The organism is Aminobacter sp. NyZ550, assembly GCF_025628925.2.
Classification (GTDB): domain Bacteria; phylum Pseudomonadota; class Alphaproteobacteria; order Rhizobiales; family Rhizobiaceae; genus Aminobacter; species Aminobacter ciceronei.
In genome coordinates, this window is the sequence record NZ_CP114193.1 from 1 (window position 1) to 21,522 (window position 21,522).

At 59.9% G+C, this 21,522-nt stretch carries 18 protein-coding genes; 5 read left to right on the plus strand and 13 right to left on the minus strand.

Annotated elements, in window-relative coordinates; all coding sequences use genetic code 11:
* Window positions 1–324 carry a transcriptional repressor TraM gene (locus tag N7E70_RS30415; protein WP_263008355.1) on the plus strand — a complete coding sequence of 108 codons (324 nt, stop codon included), beginning with the start codon at window positions 1–3 and terminating at the stop codon, window positions 322–324.
* 14 nt (window positions 325–338) lie between these two features.
* Here the strand turns inward: N7E70_RS30415 and traR are convergent, their stop codons facing one another.
* Together traR and N7E70_RS30425 are read right to left on the minus strand one after the other, a co-directional pair.
* On the minus strand, window positions 339–1,043 hold the full coding sequence (gene traR, locus N7E70_RS30420) for an autoinducer-binding transcriptional regulator TraR (protein WP_263008356.1): 705 nt from the start codon (window positions 1,041–1,043) through the stop codon (window positions 339–341).
* A 125-nt stretch (window positions 1,044–1,168) separates the two neighbouring features.
* Window positions 1,169–1,336 carry a hypothetical protein gene (locus N7E70_RS30425; protein ID WP_263008357.1) on the minus strand — a complete coding sequence of 56 codons (168 nt, stop codon included), beginning with the start codon at window positions 1,334–1,336 and terminating at the stop codon, window positions 1,169–1,171.
* A 217-nt stretch (window positions 1,337–1,553) separates the two neighbouring features.
* Between N7E70_RS30425 and N7E70_RS30430 the strand changes: the two genes are divergently transcribed.
* The 4 genes from N7E70_RS30430 (at window position 1,554) to N7E70_RS30445 (ending at window position 11,084) form a co-directional block, all read left to right on the plus strand.
* Window positions 1,554–3,167: an RcgA family putative transporter gene (locus N7E70_RS30430; RefSeq protein ID WP_263008358.1), complete on the plus strand. Its 1,614-nt coding sequence runs from the start codon at window positions 1,554–1,556 to the stop codon at window positions 3,165–3,167.
* The gene (locus N7E70_RS30435) at window positions 3,157–4,182 is read left to right on the plus strand and encodes an alpha/beta hydrolase family protein (RefSeq protein ID WP_263008359.1); all 1,026 of its coding nucleotides are present in this window, start codon (window positions 3,157–3,159) and stop codon (window positions 4,180–4,182) included. The genes N7E70_RS30430 and N7E70_RS30435 overlap by 11 nt, the downstream gene beginning before the upstream one ends.
* 472 nt (window positions 4,183–4,654) lie before the next feature.
* Window positions 4,655–9,658 (plus strand): AAA domain-containing protein, encoded by a 5,004-nt coding sequence (locus N7E70_RS30440; protein WP_263008360.1) that lies wholly within the window; start codon window positions 4,655–4,657, stop codon window positions 9,656–9,658.
* Entirely contained in the window at window positions 9,645–11,084 is a 1,440-nt protein-coding gene (locus N7E70_RS30445; protein ID WP_263008361.1) for a hypothetical protein, read from the plus strand. Before N7E70_RS30440 ends, N7E70_RS30445 begins: the two co-directional genes overlap by 14 nt.
* A 414-nt stretch (window positions 11,085–11,498) precedes the next feature.
* On the opposite strand, the gene trbI is transcribed toward N7E70_RS30445, so the two are convergent.
* Genes trbI through trbB form a run of 11 tightly spaced genes read right to left on the minus strand, consistent with a single transcriptional unit; the run spans window position 11,499 to window position 21,068 of the window.
* Window positions 11,499–12,803, minus strand: a complete 1,305-nt coding sequence (gene trbI / locus N7E70_RS30450) for an IncP-type conjugal transfer protein TrbI (RefSeq protein ID WP_263008362.1) — start codon at window positions 12,801–12,803, stop codon at window positions 11,499–11,501.
* An 11-nt stretch (window positions 12,804–12,814) separates the two neighbouring features.
* Complete coding sequence (gene trbH / locus N7E70_RS30455) at window positions 12,815–13,267, minus strand: conjugal transfer protein TrbH (protein WP_263008363.1); 453 nt, start codon at window positions 13,265–13,267, stop codon at window positions 12,815–12,817.
* Window positions 13,268–13,270: 3 nt separating this feature from the next.
* Window positions 13,271–14,110, minus strand: coding sequence for a P-type conjugative transfer protein TrbG (trbG, locus tag N7E70_RS30460; protein ID WP_263008426.1), 840 nt, complete (start codon window positions 14,108–14,110; stop codon window positions 13,271–13,273).
* Window positions 14,111–14,127: 17 nt separating this feature from the next.
* The gene (locus N7E70_RS30465; RefSeq protein ID WP_263008364.1) at window positions 14,128–14,790 is read right to left on the minus strand and encodes a conjugal transfer protein TrbF; all 663 of its coding nucleotides are present in this window, start codon (window positions 14,788–14,790) and stop codon (window positions 14,128–14,130) included.
* An 18-nt stretch (window positions 14,791–14,808) separates the two neighbouring features.
* Complete coding sequence (trbL, locus tag N7E70_RS30470) at window positions 14,809–15,996, minus strand: P-type conjugative transfer protein TrbL (protein ID WP_263008365.1); 1,188 nt, start codon at window positions 15,994–15,996, stop codon at window positions 14,809–14,811.
* The gene (gene trbK, locus N7E70_RS30475) at window positions 15,990–16,199 is read right to left on the minus strand and encodes an entry exclusion protein TrbK (protein ID WP_263008366.1); all 210 of its coding nucleotides are present in this window, start codon (window positions 16,197–16,199) and stop codon (window positions 15,990–15,992) included. The genes trbL and trbK overlap by 7 nt, the downstream gene beginning before the upstream one ends.
* Window positions 16,196–16,996 carry a P-type conjugative transfer protein TrbJ gene (gene trbJ, locus N7E70_RS30480; protein ID WP_263008367.1) on the minus strand — a complete coding sequence of 267 codons (801 nt, stop codon included), beginning with the start codon at window positions 16,994–16,996 and terminating at the stop codon, window positions 16,196–16,198. Before trbJ ends, trbK begins: the two co-directional genes overlap by 4 nt.
* Window positions 16,968–19,424 (minus strand): conjugal transfer protein TrbE, encoded by a 2,457-nt coding sequence (locus N7E70_RS30485; RefSeq protein ID WP_263008368.1) that lies wholly within the window; start codon window positions 19,422–19,424, stop codon window positions 16,968–16,970. The genes trbJ and N7E70_RS30485 overlap by 29 nt, the downstream gene beginning before the upstream one ends.
* A 10-nt stretch (window positions 19,425–19,434) precedes the next feature.
* Entirely contained in the window at window positions 19,435–19,746 is a 312-nt protein-coding gene (locus N7E70_RS30490) for a conjugal transfer protein TrbD (protein WP_263008369.1), read from the minus strand.
* Window positions 19,739–20,110 (minus strand): TrbC/VirB2 family protein, encoded by a 372-nt coding sequence (locus tag N7E70_RS30495; protein ID WP_263008370.1) that lies wholly within the window; start codon window positions 20,108–20,110, stop codon window positions 19,739–19,741. Before N7E70_RS30495 ends, N7E70_RS30490 begins: the two co-directional genes overlap by 8 nt.
* Window positions 20,100–21,068 (minus strand): P-type conjugative transfer ATPase TrbB, encoded by a 969-nt coding sequence (trbB, locus tag N7E70_RS30500; RefSeq protein ID WP_263008371.1) that lies wholly within the window; start codon window positions 21,066–21,068, stop codon window positions 20,100–20,102. The genes N7E70_RS30495 and trbB overlap by 11 nt, the downstream gene beginning before the upstream one ends.
* Window positions 21,069–21,522: the final 454 nt, after the last annotated feature.

A 21,522-nucleotide genomic window follows, 5' to 3' on the forward strand; every position in this document is an offset into this window, starting at 1 on the left:
ATGCCAGATGATGAAAAAGGCTATGTGCAGCCAGAGCATAAACTCGTCCTGAGGCCGGTCGTCGGCCTGACTGAGAACCTTCCAACGTCAGATCTCGAACGGATCACAATCCGGGCGATCAAGACTCACCGGCGGCTTCGTGACCTTGCAGAAGCACGGCAAGACGAATGGCATGCGATAGAGGCTGGTGATCCCCCGGCCGAAGCGGCACGATCGGTCCATATCGCTTATATTACGGCGATGATCGACATGCACGCCCAGCAGACTGTGCTGTCGACCCTGCTCGACGTCCTCGGCTATTTTCCGTCCGTTCCCAGGGACTGAGCTCCGCCGTCCGGTTAGATCAGCTTGAGTTTGGTCGCCAGCGCGGTCGCGTGGGGCAGCGTTCCGACGTCGAGCGCCTTGCGTGCATTGTTTAGATGGAACGTCACTGTAGCAAAAGAGATGTTCTCGATCGCGGCGATATCCTTCATCGTCTTTCCTTCCGCCGACCATTTCAGGCAGAGCGCCTGCTTGGCTTTCAGGTCTACATGAAAGCTGGCCGTGGGTTCGGCGTCCTGCTGTTCTAGCTTCGCATGAAGCTGCGAGACCGCAGTGACCGCGGCGATCTGGTCGATCTCATTTTCAAGCGACAGAGACGGCTTGTGCGATGCGAGCGTGAGCATCGATATGTGCCCGAACGCTGTGCGGATGGGGATGGTGACACCCGATCGGATGCCGAAATCTCCCGCTTCGCGATAAAAGCGCCGAACCAGCTTGTCCGTTGACTGATGAGGGCTCTCGGCCGCCCAAGTGAACGCCTGCATCCGTGCTTGGGCCATCGAGACGAGGGGGTCAACCTTGATGTAATTCTGGGCGAGGTATCGCGCCTGCCATTCCGGCGGATAGTTCGACACGGCATATGTTCTGAAAGGCTGCAAGTCCCCATAGGCGTAGCAGTCGAAACCAAGCTCCTGCACCAGTTCGGCCAGCCCCTCCTTAAGCATTTGCTTCGTTCGTGCCACGGACGAGAGGTCGGTCAGCTTCTGGAAGAATGTCTTCAATGGATAGCCTCTCCTATGTGTAACTGTCTCCGCCCCGGTTCCGCCCGTTTGTTTTCCCGTACGATTACTTCGCCAGTTTTGGCGTCCCTGCTCACACTCCGGCCCCTGCCACCAGACAAAACGTTTCAGATTGTAGGCGAGATGCCGGTGCCGATGTTGCCTTTGGCGTGGACGCGACCGGCCATGGTGCGGATGAACAGTCCCATGCGGTCCTTCTGCTCGGTGAAGGGTTGCTCGACACGGGCGCCGGTTCTGAAGCGTGTCCGCTTGCCGCGCTCGATATTCTTCGACATCAGGTGCTCTTAGCTCCTTGGGTTGCACGCGGCTGATGGAGCTTCGTCTATCAACCAATACGCCGTGTTCATCGGCAAACCGCAGACCCGTTGTCCCTTCATTCGATGCTCACCCGTGCCGGTCAAAATCGATTTGATAAAAACTTTGATTTAAGGACGAGCGCACGATAGGACACGAAGCCGAGCGAAGCGGAACGAAATTAGAGCCTATAAGTCATTGTTTAGGAACGGAAAGTTATTTCTCCCTGCGCCGAGAGACGGGAGTGATTTCAAACAGTTATTCAAACGATTGGCGGCCGCGGGTGCGGGTCGGCCGTTGGGCAAAGACGGGTTTCCTGCAGGCCCATGGACGCCCGAGCTTCTTGCAGAAGCGATTTCACAGATTGATTCCAACCGGGTTGGGGTCGATCTGCGAACGGTGCAGCTTTGGTTTCAAGAGAACGAGAAGGGAATTAGCACTGCCAACATTCGTTGGCTGGCGAGGATCTTTGGATGCGATGATCCGGAGGCAACCAGCGAATGGCAGATGGAGCTTAGTGCGGCGCAGTCGCGGTTATCGGCAAAGAGACGAGAATGGAAGATAGTCGGAGGCAGCGTAGCACAGGAGAGTTCGGATACGGCACTGACTGCAACCTTCGATGACGAGACAGAATCCCCGATAGATCTGACACGAGATACCGACGCCAAGAGGCCGGGGCGGCGTTTTAGCTTGGCGAGGAAATCGGAGGCGTTTTTTAGCCAGGGATCTCCCCTGAATTTACCGGCGTCGGTGTTTGCCGGCATGACCGCCCTCGGCTTTTTGTCGTACATCATGGGGATCCACAACGTCACCTTCGAGCGAGCGGACGGGCTGGTTAAGCAGGTTGGATTCCTTTGGGCCGCAAATTGGACACTAGACTTTATGGTATTCCTACCGCTGTTTTTCTTCTTCGTTATAGAGTTGCTGGTCTTCTGGAAAAGTGAGGGGCGCAGAAAGCTCGCAGCGCAGAGCGATCAGGTGGAAAGCGACGACGCCTGGTTGCGCAACGTTGACGCTTCCTCTTACACATATTGGTCTGTTTTTTTGATTTGCTTGCTGTTCGCGGGTCTTCTTCAATGGATCGGCGTGTCCTTGATCCCATTAATGAAGGGCGGTGGCAATTATGCCATGGATTGGGGAAAAATAGCTCTTGTGCGTCCTGAGGTCATATCTGTCCCCGAAACAATCGTTTTTACGGGTCTCGCTTACCTATACATGTGCATGGTGTTTTATCTTTTCTTCGCAGGTCTCATTTTGCTCTATGCGATTGTTCATGACCTTTGGAGAATTGGGGACGGATTGAAGAAGCTGCCGCATGTTGATCATCAGCAAGAGCTCAATGAAGCCGGCCTCACAGTGATGCGTGGGGTTTTTCGGTGTACTGTTTTGGGGGTTCTGGTCGCCATATGGATGAAGGTCCAGAGCTCTTATCTGGCATCCAGTGGTGAGAATATTGTGACGTGGTTGGTCGGCGATATGTCTTCAATGTTCCAAGGTCGCGACGATGTAAGCACCGGGTTCCGCTATCGTATGCCGACGCATTACAGCAGCCTCCTTATCGTTATTTCGACCTGTTTTGTATTTTTGTATGGCTCCATCCGATTGGGTGTCGGAGGTCGATTTCATGTGCCTTTGCGGAAGATGTCGGTGGCCGTGGCGTTACTTGTTGTCAGCTACTTGTTGATCGACGCGTTTGCCGGCTTTTCGACCCTTCTGGCCATTTCAGTGCTAATCGCACTATACGGCCTGTTCGATCCAGGATTAGGCCGCTGGCGAGCGAGCGAGTTAGGAAACAATCAGAGTGTTCCATAGTTGGCTCGATCGTTGGGACGAACGCCAGGCCCTTCGCGGAGAGGAAGGGAAGAAACCAACGGATTTCGTCCTTGACGCGGAACGCGCCTTTCCAAGTGCGAGGGAGACAACAAGTATCAAGGAATTTTGTGTCGTTGCGGACCAGGCCGTGGCGGACCCAACCTTTTTCGATGAGCCGAGTGTGAGCGATCAGGGTTTTGAAAGGCGAGATGGATGGCTCAAATTTCCGTCGGACGTTTCTACTGACATCGAAGACAATAATGTCGTCTGGGCGAAAATCACAGAATGCGGGTCGTTCGATCAGGCGATGGTGATTTTTCATCATTGGAATGCAAGCTCCCGAAATCGCCGGATTGCCAGCTTCTTCTCGAAGCGCGGCATCACGGTTGTCGAGATCGCGATGCCCTATCACTTCGAGCGTAGCCGACCCGGATCGCTGCACGCCGATTACATGCTTAGCGCCAACCTTGGTCGAACGATCCAATCCGTAAGGCAGGCGGTATGGGATGGGCGAAAACTCATACGTTGGTTGAAGCGCGAAGGCTATCGAGACATTTCGGTTCTCGGTATGAGCTTGGGTTCCTGGGTCGCTGGATTGATCGCAGCGCATGATCCGGCGGTGTCGAAAGCCTCGTTATTTCTGACGGCGGGGAGTCTGGCCGATATGGTTTGGACTGGTCGCGCGACACGCGCGATACGCGATAGCCTTGAGCCTAGGATTGATCTGACCGATCTCAGGCGGGTCTGGGGGACGCTTAACCTGGAGAACTACGCACATCGTCTAGCCCGGCCTGATCTCGATCTTCACGTTGTGTTGGCTAAGAGAGACAAAGTGGTGTTGCCAGATCTGTCGGAGAGGTTCATGCAGAGGCTGAAGAACGCCGGTGCTAGGCCAAATATTTTGGAATTAAACTGTGGTCACTATTCGCTCGCCATGCCGCCTTACATTTTGTTGGCGGGTTTGAGCTTGAAGCGGTTTCTTTCGTGTGGCGACAAGGCGGCCCGGCGGGCGTGAGTTTGGAGTTGGCCGTCAACTTACGCGGTTCCTCCACCACTCAAAGACGGGATCGAACCACGCCGATAGGCGTCAAATTGCTCTCGAGCCGATTTGGGAATGGTCTATCAGCAATCCAGCTCACCGGCTTCGCCGTCACCTTGGCGGGCGTTGCTATCGTGCAGAGATCGCGCTTTTCGCGAAACTCCTAAATTCGCCCAAAAATTGGGGCCACTGATTTTTGCGAAGGCTCCGGATGAACGGAATCGACCCCTGTGTCGCCGTTCGGAGTGCTTTCGCCGCCGCCCGAAACCTGCCGTTCGTTCAGTTCCGCCAAACGGCGGGGCCGGGGCCGGAAGCCGCTTGTCCGCTTTGGCGGCAGAAATTGCGATGAGCTGCCATTCTGCCAAACCTCCAGTGCATTGATGGAAAGATGTTCCGTGATGGAGAACACCTGTTTATATTCCCGCCTGTTAAACAGGGGCGAGGGTAGATGCAGGTCACAAACTGCGGCCGTGGCGTTCATTCGCGTGAGGTAAAAGGCCTTGAGCGGCTCAAAAAGGAGCTGCCGTCAAATTGGTATGCCTTCACGAATCTCGATCTGACGCTGGGTCTTGGGAAATCACGCGAGATCGACGTCATCATCGTCTCCGATCACCGCATATTCCTGGTCGACATCAAGGACTGGAACGGCAAGATCGAGAACAGGGACGGGCGCTGGTACAACAATGGCAGGGACTGCGGCCCTTCCCCGGTCCAGAAGATTGGCGACATCGGGCGCGAGGTTCTTGGCCCCCTGGCCAGCCACCTGAAAAGCAGGACTGAGACCCGCCGCGAGCCAGTGCCGTTCATCGTTGGTCTTGTCGTACTCACGGGACTAGCGACCAACGCCCATCTCGATGGCCTGGAGAAAGAAAAAGTTCTTGCCGTTGATGACTTTATCAAGCTCGCAACGAATACGCGCAAGCTAGGCGAGGCCTTCGGCGACCCTCTCGCCACATTCCTCCACAGGCCGCTCACAGACGGTTTTTGGAAGGATAAGCTAAGCAGGTTCTTTAACGTTGGTCCCAATTCACCGTTCAAACCTGGGCGGCGTCGATTCCAGAGGTATCTTGCCGAGGATATTTTCAGCTACGCACATCCCAGTGACATCTACCGGGAATATGAAGCGACGGACGAGGGCAACAAGAACAATCTCGGAATCTTGAGATTGTGGGACTTCACCAAGTGCAACGATGGCCGCTTCCAGACGGAGGAGGGCCGGCTGGAAATCGCCGGGCGCGAGCAGCAGGTTTACCACTGGCTCCGCGACCGGGATCAGGAGCTTGAGCGAACTCTTCTCACGCCGCGGCTGGATGATCCCGACCGTGGAGTCAACTACTGGGAAATTTACGATCGCAGGCGCCGCATGCGACGCCTCAATGACTTTTCCATCAGTGAGGCTTCCACGACTCTTCCCGGTCAGAAGATCGAGCTGGCGCGACAGATCGTATCGTCCGTTGCGGCGCTGCATCGTCAGAATGCGTCACATCTTGATATCGGCGGCCACAGCATCTGGCTGGAGCTGCCAACATCGGTCAGGCTGTCTCATTTGCTGGCGGCGCGTATTCCGGAAGGAAAATCCCTCGGGCCTTCCCGTTATCAATTTCTTTCTGGAGTTACGGTGCCTGAGGACGTGCTGGGAGTGGATGGCGGTCCGAAGCGCCGGGACGTCTTTCTGCTTGGCGTCACGGTGCACAAACTGCTTTTCGGTCAACTGCCATCAGGCGAGCCGGCGGAATGGAAGGCCACAGTTGATGGCGCAAACGAGTATGCCGCACTCCATGACTGGTTCGCGGAGGCTCTGGAAATCAGCCCTGATCAGAGATTCGGGGACGCGGCCATTGCCCTCGAATCTTTCAACCGTGCAACAGCGTCGAGGCCAACACCTGACGAAATAATCGCGGGGCTCGAATCGTTCAGAACGACGATCCGCTCACAACGCCAGTTATTCACGACTTTCCCCGTTGAAGGGGAGATGATCATTGAAAGCGACCGTATGGACGCATGGCGCAGTGCCGAGGATGACATCCCGGTCCTGGTCAAGCAGTGGAAACAGTCGGCTTGGGGCGACGTTCAGAAGGAGGGAGGAAGCCTTCTTTCCTTCCTTCGCAGGGCTGCCGACATGAAGGCCGACAAACCGACAGGGATTGCTCCTGTCCGCAGCGTGTACTGGCTGGGTGACAGTCTTGTTCTTGTCCAAGCGTGGATCGAGGGCGCTGCCCTAGATACCGTTCTCGCCAATGAGCATGAGTTTAGCGACGCCGCCAAAGCCCTATCTTTGTGTAGCAACCTCGTCTCCATCATGGATGCCCTGCACGATCAAGGAATCGGGCACGGTGATTTGAAACCGGCCAACATAGTGGTCAGTGCGGAAGGTCAACCGACCCTCATCGATGTGCTCGACTATTCGCCGCGTGTCGACGGCGAAGTCGTAAGTTCCGCCTACGCGCCCGATAGCGGGAACCGCATGGAGCGCGACCGGTTCGCACTTACAAAAATCACCGAAGAAATCTTGGCCGCGTCTGATCTTGATCCCGCGGACGGGGCCGACATTGCCTCCGCGATCAGGGACTGCCGCGAGAAACCGCCCGCACTAACCACCCTCCTTCCGTTACAAGAATCATTGGCTAAGACAATCGAACGGCTTCAGTCGAAGGGTCAAAAGGAAGCAATCGACGACAAAGCAATTTCGGTCTCCCTCGCGGGCCAGCAGACAGGCCCGATCGATTCTGACGAAGGCTTCCTCTTTCTTCGCGTCCGTCGTCACCCTCATCGTGGCTATCTGGCCCTCCACATTCGCGGGGCCTTCGAAGAACTCGAAGTTCGTCTCGACCAAGGGGGGCGAGCAACCGTTGCAACGAGGCGCAAGCTTGAACAGTGGCTTCTTGCCCTTGCGGCCAAACAGGAATTCCACAGGATCGGAGAAACCCTGAACGTCACGAGGTCTGATGTCACGGACCTATCGGCGCTCGAACCCATCTTGAATGATCCCTTGGTCAAGGCGAGGATCGAAAAAGAAATATCCGGGGCTGCTTCGCCAGCCGCCTCCGAGACACCGGAAAGCGCCGATCTCGTGCCGCAAGAGGACGAGGCCGAAGACGCCCTTGCCGAAGAGATCGCCGAAAGCGATATACCGACCACCGATGTCGACGTGCCGGAGCTGTGGCGTGTGCTTATGGAGGTTGAGAATGAACTCACCACCGAAGGCGTCGCCCAGCTTGATAGCGCCTACGATCGCGGCATTGGCCGCCACAAGGTCGTCATGGAGCTGGAAAGCGGTGAGTTCGACTTCTCCCGCAATGATACCGTGGGCGTTCAGAAGCAGGATAAGAAAGGAATCTGGCGGCGCATCGGTGATCTCGATCTGAACCGGTCGAAGCCAGACCTTGCTGTCATCGACGCACAGGGCGGATGGTCCTTCGGCTCACGGCTCGTTGAAGCTGGACAGCGCCTGCGCTTTCTCAGTCACTTCGAGGGCACCAGCCTCAAGCGGCGGACCGACGCCGTTGGCCGCATTCTGGCTGGCAACGGTCGCGCCACCGGCCTGTTGTCGGTCTTTGATACGCGCTCCGATGCGGCCCCGGACATGGCGGGGCAGCAAGCGAGCGACGAGGCATTGGCGCTGTACGGCCTCAATGACGACCAAACGCAAGCCTTTCGAAAAATCATCAATACCCGGCCGGTGGGGCTTCTCCAGGGGCCGCCCGGGACAGGAAAAACGAAGTTCATTGCCGCTCTTGCCCACTATGCGATTACCAAAGGGCTCGTTCGGAACGTCCTCCTGTCCAGTCAGTCGCATGAGGCGGTAAACAATGCGGCAGAATCGGTCCTGGCTCTATTCCGCAAGACCGGAGAGTTACCTAGTCTGCTCCGCGTCGGCATGGATGATGGACAAGTTTCCCCACCCCTACGCCCTTATCACACCTCCCGCGTCGAGCAGTCCTACAAGGATCGCTTCGGCGCCACATTCGGCGAGCGCATGGCCGTGGTGGGTAAGACTTTGGGAGTTCCGCCCGACATCATTTCGCAAGTCGTTGTTCTCGAAACAACGGTAAGGCCCGTCGTCCAAAAAATCTACGAGCTGAACCGCGATGCTGAAGCGCAGGTGCAGCGGATCAACGGTCTAAAGGATACGCTTCAACAGCACTTGTCGCTGCTCGATATCGAGATTTCGCTGCCAGAATCCGGCTTCGAGGATGATTGGCGCGATTTTATGGACGAAGCGGCCGCCGCCATAGCACGACGCGCGGCGCGGCAACATGCAGTCGGTGCGGATAGGATCAACCGTTTGAGATCCATAGCGGGACTGGGCCGGGATTTTATCGGCAGTGTGTCTCGCGCCGAGCGGAGTTTCGATACGTTCCTCGCCGGCACACGCCAGATCGTTGTCGGAACATGCGTGGGACTCGGTCGATCATCGCTGGGCTTAACGGCCACCGCTTTTGACCTGGTGATTGTCGACGAAGCCGCCCGCTGTACGTCCGGCGAACTGCTGGTCCCGCTACAGGCTGCGCGCTGGGCCGTCTTGGTCGGCGACCATGCGCAGCTACAGCCGCAACATAAGCCCGAGGTCATCAATCTCGTCGCGGAACGCACGTCAATTGCGAAAAAGGAAATCAAGCGAAGCGATTTCGAGCGCACGTTCAAGACGGGTTACGGCCTCGCCGCCGGCTCGCGGCTGAAAACCCAGTACCGGATGCTTTCTCCCATAGGTCAGCTCGTGTCCGAGGTATTTTACCCCGACCTCACGCTGCTCGCCGGTCGCACGGGACCTGTTGTCGATCCCCAGGTATTGCCTGATGACCTGAAGTATCCGCTGACATGGGTTGAGACCGATGGTCTAGGCCCGATGGGCTACGAGCGGAGAGAAGCCAAGAGCAAGATCAATCCGGCAGAGGCCGATGCGGTCGTCCATTTGCTTGACCGGTGGTACGCGGATGACAGGTTTCGCGAATGGCTGCTTACCCAGCAGGACCACCCGGTCGGCATCGGCGTGATCTGTATGTACGCTGCGCAGCGCAATCTAATCGAACGAAAGCTGAGACAGTCCGCGTTGGCTTCTCTGTTAGAGAAGAACGTGAAGGTCGGTACGGTCGACAGCTATCAAGGGAAAGAAAATCCCATCGTCATTCTGTCGCTTGTCCGCAACAACGAGTTGGGCGGAATCGAATCTGGCGTCAAAACCATAAAGGATGGCTTTCTCGTTACACCAAACCGCATCAATGTCGCTGTGAGCCGCGCGATGGACAGACTTGTGATCGTTGGGTCGCGCCATAGATGGAAGGCCAACAGACCCATGGGGCAATTATCGGCAGGCTTTGGACGACGTACGGACGAAAGCGTTGCTTCGGTCATCGCCGCGGAGGATTTGCTGGAAGCTCGGGCAGACAGAGAAACGGAAAACTCATCCCAGAGCAGCTCAATGAAAAAGCGAGGCGCCCATGGGAAAGCTTAGTCGGCCGCTGTTGCGACTAAAGGGCCACGAACTAGTGCCGCCGGAGGAAGATCGCCGCGTTGACCTCGACATTTTCGATGTGCTGTTACCCTGCCGCATTTACGAGGTCAGTTACAAGGTGGCCTCATTGGGGCAGGTAAGCCCGACACTTGAGTTCTTGCTGCGCCTCGTCAAAGCGGCCCCTGGGATCGCTGACGAAGAGGCAGCCGCCTTCTTCGGCTACAGCCAGACCGAAATGGCGTATGTTCTGGAGGAGGCCATTGGTCCGGGATATCTGGAGCGCAGGGCCGGAAAGCTCTGGTTGACGATTTCAGGTGAAGGCCTTTTCAAGGCAGACGACGAACAGCCGTCCATCTACACCGTCGAGGCACGACGCCGTTCGTTCGGTTTCGACCTCATGGCGATAGCTCCCCAGGTCAAACGCTTCCTTGATGAGCTTGAGCGGCTTCTGCCCGAGCTGCCCTCAGAAGACCCGGCTGGCACAGGCCGAGTAGCGGAGCGCGTCCCGGCTCGTTTCAAGCAATTCTTCAGGGAACTCGCAGATCAAGCGGATCGCGGCAAGACCGAGCGCCGTGACATCTATTCGATCGATCCGGTGGTTACGCCGGGCGAAAGATACCAGATGCCTCTTCGCTTCGTGACGTTCGCCCAAGCATCCAATCCCAGTGCCGCTGATATCGACTTGTCTCCGTGGAGGATGGATCACGAGATCGCTGACCGACCTGAGATCGAGCGCGCCGTAGCTCTGTTTGTGAATGATCAACAGACGTCAGCCGCTCACCTCGACGCTGCCGCCGGGTATCAAACGCTGATCGATATGGCCCCGGAGTTTCTGAAAGAGTTTACGACTCGGAATGGTCTTTCCGAAATCCGTTACTGGAGGGAAGCGGTCAGCCGTGCAGGTGAACCCAGAACCGACCGAAAGACCATTCCTATCGTAGGCTCGTTACTTTTGCCGGGCAACATCGAGCGCGTGCAGGCGGTGCTCGACTACGGTCTGCGCAACGTAACGGAAGCGCCGGTCAACATATACGCGGTCGCGCCGCAGACCCGCAGGTGGGGAGCCACGACCCAGCAGCGAGACCTTCTGACGTTGATACAGGAGAAGACCGCGCGTACTTTGCCCGGTGAAAAGCCGGATATGAAATCCGTCTGCCTCTATGCATGGGATAAGCCTGCACAGTACACAGCAAAAACGTTCGATGAAATTCAGGTTGTCCGTGTCGGGGACTTCCCGAAATCACTAGAGCTCTTGCTGGTGCCCGGAGTCATGGTGGCGGGGATCGTTCACGCTCCGCTCGGTGCATCCACCGGCAATCCAGTGCCGCTCGGACTGGCCTCCTTTGACCCGCTAGTCATCGACCGGGCGTATGCCTACTTTCTGGAACGCTATCAGTTTTATCAAAGCAAAAGCAGTCCCGACTAACACCTAAGAAGCTTCAATACTTGGGATTTTGACGCCTCCCAACCTCGTTCCAGCACCAGAAAAGACATGTTGGCCGCCTAGATCGGCGCAAGGGCGGCGACTATGTCCGCTTTTGGTGGAGGGACGCCGATGTGCGAATGACCACCTTGAGGGCGCGTTGCTGACGAAGCGCAGCGACCACCTGAATGGCCGCTTTCCCAACTCCGCCGCCCAGAAGCGGTCGGGCAGAAATCCACCCCTTTGCGGCCGGTCCGTCAGGCGAGGGCAAATTCGTTTGCCGAAATGGTCAGATAGCTGACGCAGGCGGAAACTATGGCATTTCCAATAAGATGCGCCTTGTCCGTATAACGACGATGGCGGAACGCTCGTTCGTCTCATTAAGCAGCATTGCCAGTAAAACCTCTGATCCGTCCATCAGCTCCGATAAGCGCCGGGGAAGGTGACGTCCTGGTCGACGAGGACGTTGAATTTGTATCCTGGGCGCATCTCCAGTGTCGGTTGAACGTCGAGATTCTTGTTGATCGTGCGTTCGGCGACGCGGCCGAACGTCTCCGCGAAATTCCTCCTCGCGGCGTCGGACGCCGTGTCCTGGGTGGCGAGCGTCGAGCTCTCCGGCAACGCCATGTCCATGCCCGTACCGATAATGGCGAGCAGAATCGCCGAGCCGAAGGTCTTCAAATAGTGGTTGTCGACCTTGTCCTTGAAGCCCCCGTAACCCTTGGCGTCGGTGCCGGCCATCCCGCCGATCTGAAGGGTGGAGCCGTTCGGGAAAATGATGTCGGTCCAGACCACCAACACCTTGGACTGGCCGAACGAGACTTTGCTGTCGTAACGGCCGAACAGCTTGGTACCCTGCGGGATCAAAAGCCGGTGGCCGGTGGCGCTGTCGTAGACATTCTGGCTGACCTGCGCGGTGATGCGACCGGGAAGATCGGAGTTGATGCCGGTGATCAGCGTCGCTGGGATCACCGATCCGCGCTTCAGCTCGTAGAGCGACTGCTGCGGGACGACCCGGTTCGGGAGATAGCCAAGCTCCTTGATGTCGGCGTTGAAGAAATCCTCCTTGGTACGCTGGGCGTTTGGATCGAGATGCTGCCTACCCAGTCCGGCCTGCAGCGCCGCTGCGTAAAGGTCGGCGGCCGAGCCGGCCTGGCCCATTCCGGAGGCACTACCTTTGGCACCCGGATCGCTTCCTGCATCTGTCTGCCCCTGAAGCTTGCCGGTGCTCACCGCGACCGGTGAATCATAAGCAGCATCGTTTGCCTGCAGACGGGCCATGCGCTGGCGGTGGCGTTCGCGCAGATACTGCTCCTCGGCTTCGCGCTCCAGACGTGCCCTCCAGATCGCCTCCGGCTCAAACTGCGGTTCCTGTCGCTCGACAGTTTCGCGCGCCGCCGGCTGCGGCGTGAACGGATTGACGCTTTCCTCGCGTTGCACGGGCGTCGGCTGAAAGACCGGAGTCTCGGCCGGTTCGCCGATGATGCCGTCGGAGACGCCACGTTTTAGCTGATCGGCATAGGTTGAGGCGGGGTTGCCGGAACTCTCTCCGATTCCGGGATCGCCCCTAAAATATAACCCCCGAGAAGACAGCCCGTACATAATGACGGCAAGGAAGGTGATGACGAGGCCGATCGCGATGATGATCGGCAGCCGGTTCACCCTGCGGATCTTCGGCTCCGCACCCGCGGGTGCGCCGCCGAGCTTGAGGGACTGCACCATGTTCCCCTCCCCTATCCGCGCCGCATGATGGAAAGCGGGCTCACCGGCACGGCGCCGGCGGCGGTCGCGTCATAGGCGCGGCCGAGATCGATCGTATTCGTCGAGAGGCGCACCAGGACCTGCCCCTCGAAACTGTCTATGACATAGGCGAGTGGAATCAGCTTCTCCTTGTCGGTCTTCTGGTCGCTCACCACTGCGTAGCCTCCGACCTTGAGCGAGGCCTCGAGCACGCTCCCGAACGGCGAACCGTCCGGCTTCAACAGGATCGTGCCGGTTCTGGGCCCGACTTGCTCTGCAAGGCGGCTCACCATGTCGCCGGCGATGGCGCTGGCGGCAGGACCGGAAAGCTCCTGCGGCGCGGAGCTCGCGACCAGGCCGTCCGTACCGAGGGACTGACAGCCGGCAAGCAATGCGGCGACAGCGGCGATACCCACAAGCCGGGAAAGGGAACTGTAGGTCTGCATCCCCTACCCTCCCCGCCGGATCGTGATCTTCTCCTGTTTCCAGCCGACGCCGGAGACGAGGACGGCGCGGTCGACATGGTAGTCGACCACCATCATGTGGCCCTTCATGCGATAATTGACGATGCGGTTCTCGCCGCCGGAGACGACGAACAGAACCGGGGCATCCTGTCCGGACAGCGAGCGCGGGAACTGGATGTAGGTCTTCTGCCCGTCCGAGTAGACCCGCGTCGGCCGCCAGCCGGCGCGGCCGCTGACGCTGTACTGGAAATTGAGCTGTTCGGCCGGCACACCGGCGCCGGGGATCGTGCTTGCTTCCAGCCGCGCATTGATGTCGGCAAGCTTGGTCGAGACGTCCTCGGGATATTCAAACCCGACACGCGCCATGTACTGGCTCTGATGGGACTTGAGCTGGATGTGATAGGTCCGCCGCGATGTGGTGACGACCATGGATGTCACGAGCCCCGGCTCTGAGGGCTTGACAATCAGATGGATCGCCTGCCCGCCAACCGCCCCCGACGTTGCCGGCTCGACCTTCCATCGCACCGTGTCGCCGACCAGCACGTCACGAACCACCTCGCCAGCCTGAAGCTCAATGTCGCACACCTGCAAAGGCGAGCAGACCACCGATGGCTGCACCTCGCCGAACAGAAAAATGACCTTGCCGTCCGGCCCCTTGGTCACGAGGCCGCGCGAGCCACGCCATTGCCCGGAAATCCCGGCGCCCTTCTCTTCGTTGGCGCTCATCCCCTGAGCCATGGCAGGCGCAGTGGCGGTGATAGTGCCGGTCGCGATCAGGGAGACCGACATCAGCGCGGCCCAAATTCTTGTCTTCGTGATGGTCATCGGCGTGCGCGGGCCTTTCACAGCTGGGCGGTCCATTCGAAGTCCCGCATGTACAGACCGATCGGATTGAGGCGGATTACGCCTTCATCCTGCGGCGGGGTCAACGTAACTGTCGCGACACCGCGAAAGCGGCGTACGGCCGTCTCCTTACCCTTCCGGTCGCGCTCATATTCGGTCCAGTCGATCTGGTAGCTCTGGTTCGAGAGCGGCACTACGTTGTTCACCTCGATGGCGACCGTGGCGTTCCTTGCCTTGTCGAAAGGCGAGTTGCCGCGGAACCAGGCGTTGATCTTCTCGGTTGCCGGGTCGGAGGTGCGCAGCAGCGCATAGGTGCGGTCGATATACTGCTTTTGAACGACGGCATCAGGCGTCACCGACCGGAAGTTCGAGACGAAGCTGCCCAGCGTGGCACGCACCACGCGCGGGTCCGCATATTCGATCTGCTGCGGGAAGCCGGTGCTCGCGGCCGTGCCAAGCTTGTCGACCTCGACGATATAGGGGACGAGCTTGACCTGCGTACTTTGATAAAGCGCGTAGGAGGTGCTGATAACCGCCAGCAGCATCCCGACGATGCCGACGATGCGCCAAGCGGCGGCAGCCTTTACATAGGAGCCATAGCGGTCGTTCCACTCCTGGCGTGCAGCGACATAGGGGTTTTCGGGCGGGGTCTGCGCGGCCATGCTTCAGCTTTCTCCGGCTCACTTGTCCTGCAGCGGCGGCGGCGGAGGGGGAGGCGGAGCCTTCTGCCGGGTCTGGTCGAGCTTGGCGTTGGCAAGCCCGAGCAACGAGCCGGCATAGGCGCCGGGCGAAGCGATGGCCTTTTCCTTGGCGGCGGAGCCGGCCGCCCAGCTGGCATTGCCGATGCCCGATGCCATGCCGCGCAGGGCAGCACCTGCCATCGAGGAGCCGCCGGCGCGTGCCGAACTCGCCGTGGCCGCGCCTGATCTCGCCGCGCTCGCTCCGAGAAATGCCCCGCCTGCGGCCATCGTCGCGGCCTGCCCGCCATGTCGGAGCGCCTCCATGCCGCCGGCGATCGACGCGCCCTGCACGACGCCCTGGATAATGGGCGGCACGTACATGGCGATGATGAACACGACGACCGAAATCCCGGCGATGGCCAGCGTCGTCATGAACTGGTCGGACGTCGCCGTCGGCGCCTCAGCCAGCCCGAGCAGAATGTCGGAGCCGATGCGCGCGATCATCACCAGCCCCATCAGCTTCATGCCGACGCTGAAGGCGTAGATCAGATAGCGGATGGCAAAATCCTTGGTGTAGGACGATCCGCCGAGACCGAGCATGATCATGCCGGCGAGGAGCCCGACATACATCTCGACCATAACGGCAACGAAGATCGCCGCGACAAGACTGAAACAGACCACGACGACGATCATCGCGAACACCGCGGCGATCGCCAACGCATTGTCTTCGAACAGCCCGAACTGAGCCTGCTCGGACATCTTCGATGCGACGCGGAGGCCGGCGTCGAAGATGTTGGCGGGCGAGGCCGACCCGCCGTTTGCTCCGATCTGGAACAGGCTGTCGACCACGGCCTTGGCGAAAGCTGGACCTTGATCAAGGATGAAGGCGAAGAGACCAATGAACATGATGCGCCGCACCAGTTCCGCGAACCACGAGTCCAGCGAGGCGGCGTTGATGGCGAGCCAGACGGCGGCAATGCCGATCTCGATCCCGGCAAGAATCCAGAACAGCGAGCGTGCCGCGTTCATGACGGTCGTTTCCCAGCCCCTGGCGGCCGTCACCACCTGGTTCTCCAGAGTGGTCAGCACGCTGCCTTGCTGGGCGAGTGCCGGTACGCTCGCCAACATAACGAGCGCGATGGCGACGAAGGTCAACTCGAGCGCGCGGGATGGGTGGGTCCTCACCAACGTGGCTTCATCTCCTGCCCGCCGCGGACATCGCGATCCGGATCGCCACCGAGGAAATCATGCGCCTTCTGACGACGGTTCTCCGTTTCGGCCGGCGTCGGCGCCGCTGGCTCCGAATCTGGCGCGACGATGACCCATGCGATCGTCAGGACGACGACGACCAACGCGGCGGCGCCCAGCGCCATGACGACGGGGCGGCTCACCAGCGTGGCTCCATGCTCTGGCCGCCCCGCACGTTCGGCGGCGTCGTGTTGAAGAATTTTTCTCGCCGCGCCTGGGCGAGGTCCTTGTCTGTTTGTTCGGACTGGAACCAGGTCCCCATCATCGTCGTCTGCTGCGAGACGAGCCCGCGCAGCTTCTGGAACTGCGCGACCTGCTGGGCAGCGATCTCGTGACCGACCTGCAAGGCCTTCATCTGGCCGTCCGCACTCTCCGACATGGAGCGGAGAGAGGTCATCGTAGACTCCTCGGAGGTGAACTGATCGGCCGTCAGCCCCGCCGCCTTCAGTGTTCCGGCGATGGTATCGCGGTTCGTTGTCGACCAGTTCTGATAGCTTGATGAGAAGCTCTCGCCGTTGGCGAGGCCTGTCTTGAAATCGGCGAAGCTCTGGAAGCGTTGCTTCAGTACGTCGTCGGCATTGGCCATCGAGAAGGCGATCCCCTGCCCTTGCGCGGCGATGTCGCGGAGGCGGTTGAGGTCGCTCTCGACCTGACCCCAAATGTGGCTGGGCAACTGCATCGTGTTCTGCAGCATGTTTTCGTAGATGCGGATCTGGTTCTGAATCTGCTCAGCGAGCTGCGAAATCTGCGTGACCTGATTGTTGATCTGCTCTGTCGACTTGCCGACCATCGTGATCAGCTCGCCATTGTTCAGGAGCTGCGTCCATTCCGTCGCCTGCCCGGTTACGCCGCCCGACAGCGCGGGTGAAACATTGAATATGCCGGCGACAACCAACGCCGTGGCTGCGGTCCTAGCCGCGTTCAAGGATGGTTTCGGCATCGCCTATTCCTCTCTGCTGGAGCCAACGAACCGGCCAGTCGCAGCCAAGCTCTGCACTGAGCGCCTGGATACGCTTCAGGTCTTCTTTGCCGGAGGCGCCGGCGAAGGCCAGCGCGACGGGACCGAGCGCCATGTCGAACAGGCGGCGTCCGTCCGGCGAGACGACGTAGTATTCGCGCTTCGGCAGGGCAGTCGCGACGATCTCGATCTGGCGCTCGTTGAAGCCGATACGCTCGTAGAACTCCCGCGTGCCCGGTTCGCGTGCTGCGCCGTTCGGCAGGCAGATCTTGGTCGGGCAGCTTTCCTTCAGCACGTCGATGATGCCGGAGCGCTCGGCGTCCGAGATCGACTGCGTGGCCAGAACCACAGCGCAATTGGCCTTCCGCAGCACCTTCAGCCATTCCCGGATCTTGTCGCGGAAAGTAGCGTGACCGAGCATCAGCCATGCCTCGTCGAGAATGATCAGGCTGGGCGCTCCCCTCAGGCGCTTCTCGATGCGCCGGAACAAATAGAGCAGGACCGGAACGAGGCTCCGCTCTCCCATGTTCATCAGCTGCTCGATTTCGAAGGTCTGGAAGGAGCCCAGCGACAGGCCGTCGTTCTCGGCGTCGAGAAGCTGCCCCATGGGTCCGTCGACCGTGTAGTGATGCAGCGCCTCCTTGATCTCGCGCAGTTGGACGCCGGAGACGAAGTCCGACAGCGACCTGCCGCTGGAATCCGCCATCAGCGCGACCTGCCGCGAGATCGCATTGCGGTGATCGGGCGTGATGGGCACGCCCTGCAGCACGACCAGCGTCTCGATCCATTCCGAGGCCCATGCCCGGTCTCCGTCCGTCGCGAGATCGGAAAGCGGACAGAACGCCAGGCGAGGACCGCCCTCCCCTTCGGTCTCGCCGATCTCGTAATGGTCGCCGCCGGCGGCCAGCGTGAGCGGCAGCATCGAGCGACCCTTGTCGAAGGCGAAGATCTGCGCCGAGGCGTAGCGACGGAACTGCGCCGCAATCAGCGAAAGCAATGTCGATTTGCCCGATCCGGTCGGACCGAAGATCAGCGTGTGGCCGACATCGTCGACATGCAGATTCAGCCGGAAGGGAGTGGAGCCGCTGGCGACCAGCATCAGCGGCGGCGAGGCCGGCGGATAGAACGGACATGGTGCTGCCGCGGCGCCGGACCAGACAGAGTTGAGCGGGATCAGGTCCGCGAGGTTGCGCGTGTTGATCAGCGGCTCGCGGATATTGGCGTACCAGTTGCCCGGCAGGCTGCCGAGGAAGGCCTCGGTCGCGTTGACCGTCTCGATCCGCGCCCCAAAACCCTCGGCCTGGATCAGCCGGCGCACGGCCTCAGCTTTCTCGCGCAAGCGGGCTTCATCATCATCGAACAGGACTATGACCGGCGTGTAGTAGCCATAAGCGACGAGTTGCGAGGACGCCTGCGCAATCGCGTCTTCCGTCTCGGCCACCATCATCATCGCATCCTGGTCGACCGAGCGTGATTGCGTCTGGAAGAGCTGGTCGAAGAAGGGCCTGACCTTCTGCTGCCATTTCTTCCGGGTGCGTTCGAGCTTCTGGCGGGCTTCCTGATCGTCGAGGAAGATGAAGCGGCTCGACCAGCGATAGGTCAGCGGCATCAGGTCGAGCGAATTGAGGATGCCGGGCCAGCTTGCGGCCGGGAAGCCGTCGATTGCCACTACCGCGAGGTAGTGGTTCTCGATCATCGGCGACAGGCCGTGATGGAACTCCGCCGTTGCCAGCCAGTCGAGATACATCGGGATCTCTGGCAACCGGATCGGATGGTTCTCGCCGGTGATGCAGAAGCGGATGAACTGGAATAACTCGTCGTAGCGCGCGATCTGGAAGCCGCCGCGCTCCTCGACCGATTGGGTCACCATTCGCCTGATCGACAGCACGTTGCCGAGATACTGCTCGACCTCGCGGATCGATGTCTGGAAACTGTCGAGTACGGTGTCGGCATAGCGCGCGGCACGGCTTGTCGTGTCGGAGTAGACATAGCGGGCGAGTCCGGAGCGCGTCTTTTCCGGGGGTCTCCAGGTCAGGATCAGTGCGTGCCGGCTCTCATAATGCCCCCTCTCCTTCTGGAAATGCGCCCGCCGCTCGCCGTCGATCGCCAGCGTTACCGGATCGGGAAAATGGCATTGTTCGTGCGCCGGGTAGTCGGATGTCCCGACGCGCACTGCCTCGACCTGGATCATCCAGCCGGAGCCGAGCCGCGACAGAACGGTGTTGATCTGACGCGAGACCTCGTTGCGCTCGGCATCCGTCGAGCTCTCCGAATCCGGGCCGGCGAAGTACCAGCCCGCCATCAGCGATCCATCCTTGAGCAGGATCACGCCGTTGGCAACAAGTGCGGCGTAGGGGACCAGGTCCGAGAAGGACGGACCTGAATGGCGGAAAGAGCGCAGTGCAGCCATGTCGTCGCCCTCAGAACTTGCGCCAGGGCGTCGACGTCGGCCGGTAGTGCCGCCGGTAGGTGACGTGGCGTGCGTAGACACGGCGCATCATCGGATCGGCCTTGGCCATCATCCGTAGCGCAGCAATGACGACGATCCAGACCGCGATGCCGAACAGCGCCGAATAGGGCGTCAGCACCACAAAGATCAGGATGATGGCCGCGAGGCCTGTCAGCAGGACCAGCTCGCGATCCGCGCCGATCAGGAGGTTCGGTCGCGACAACGCCCGATGGATGCGCGATCGGTCGAGGCCGGAGCCGGGAACAGAGCCGGGCTCAGACACGAGCGCCCTCCCCTGCCCTTTCGACTTTTGGTGCGAGCGCTACATTGCCGATGGATGCGCCGCTCGCACCGAACAGAGCGACGATCTGGGTGGCGCCGAGCAGGATGCCTGCGACGAGCACGACGTATATCAGTCGTCGCGCGAAATCGTTCAACTCGCCGCCGAAGATCAGCATTCCGCCGGCGATCGCAACGGCGGCGAGCGCGATGAACCCCGCGACCGGCCCGGTGATCGATTGCTGGATCTGCTGCAGTGGACCCTCCCATGGCAAGCCACCACCGCCCGCGGCAAGAGCCGGTTCCGCAACGAGAAGGCCAAGAGCAAAGGTCGAGATCGTGAGCGCGCAAATCCGTTCAGGCGACATGGCGTTCCGTCTTTCGTGAGTAGGATTCGGTCTGGTAGCGCCCGTTGGCGAAGCCCTCCACGTGGAGGATGTCGCGAACGATGCGGCCCTTCGGTGCGCGCTCGATCGAGACGATCAGGTCGACCGCCTCGCCGATCACCTCGCGCATCGGCTGCTGGCTTGCCTCGGCAGTGAGCTGCTCAAGGCGGCGCAGTCCCGACTCGGCCGTATTGGAGTGGATCGTCGTTATGCCGCCCGGATGGCCGGTATTCCACGCTTTCAGGAGGGTCAGCGCCGCCCCATCGCGGACCTCGCCGACGATGATGCGATCCGGACGAAGCCGCATCGTGCTCTTCAGAAGGCGCGCCATGTCGATCGTGTCACTGGTATGCAGCGCCACTGCATTCTCGGCTGCACACTGGATTTCTGCGGTGTCCTCGAGGATCAGCAGCCGATCGTCCGGCGCCGTCTCGACGATCTCGGCAATCACGGCATTAGCGAGCGTCGTCTTTCCCGACCCTGTGCCGCCCGAGATAACGATGTTGAGGCGCGACGCGACGGCGTTGCGGATGACGCAAACCTGTTCCTCTGTCATCACCTTGCTGGCGACATAGTCATCCAGGGGAATCAACCGCGACGCGCGGCGCCGGATGGTGAAGGTCGGAGACGCGACAACGGGCGGAAGCAATCCTTCGAAGCGATGCCCGCCAATCGGCATCTCGCCCGAGATGATAGGCCGGTCGTCGTCGGCTTCCGAATGGAGCGCATGCGCCACGCTGCCAATGACGATCTCGGCAGTCGCCGCATTCATCTCGCCGGCGGGCGCCACGCCGTGGCCGAGCCGCTCGATGAACAACCTGCCATCCGGGTTGAGCATGATCTCGACGACTGTCGGATCGTCGAGGGCGACGCAGAGCTGGTCGCCGAGCGCTTCCTGTAGTTTGCGGATCAGGCGCGGATGAGAACGAAGCTGGGCCATGGGTTCGGTCCTCGTCGCTCACTCGGACTGTGTGCGGCAAGCGCCGAAGGCCAAGCCGTATCCGGCCGGACGAGCGAAGCTGGGCCTGTCGGCTGGCAGAAAGCCAGCGACGGTGGCGGGGTCGGGCATCTCAGCGTGATTTCGTGCAACAAGGGCCAGGGCCTGCATCAGTATTGCTCCGATTCGATTGCTTTCGGAGACAACTGGCCACGATGCGGGACATGCCGCGACTAGCGAAAGTGTGAGTGCGATTCTTGCTGCGGAGTGTGTTGAGTCGGGTCCGCAGGATAATATTGCCGGCTCACCCCGCTGAAAGGGTCGAAACACACTAGTAAATGTATTAGTCCTCCTTGGGCCGCAGCGTTCGCGAGCCAGCGCCGTATGGCATTGGATTATAACGAGAAAAAGCTCGTTTCAGAAGGGGCTGGCAACCGTTCACAGCCGTCTCGTTAAG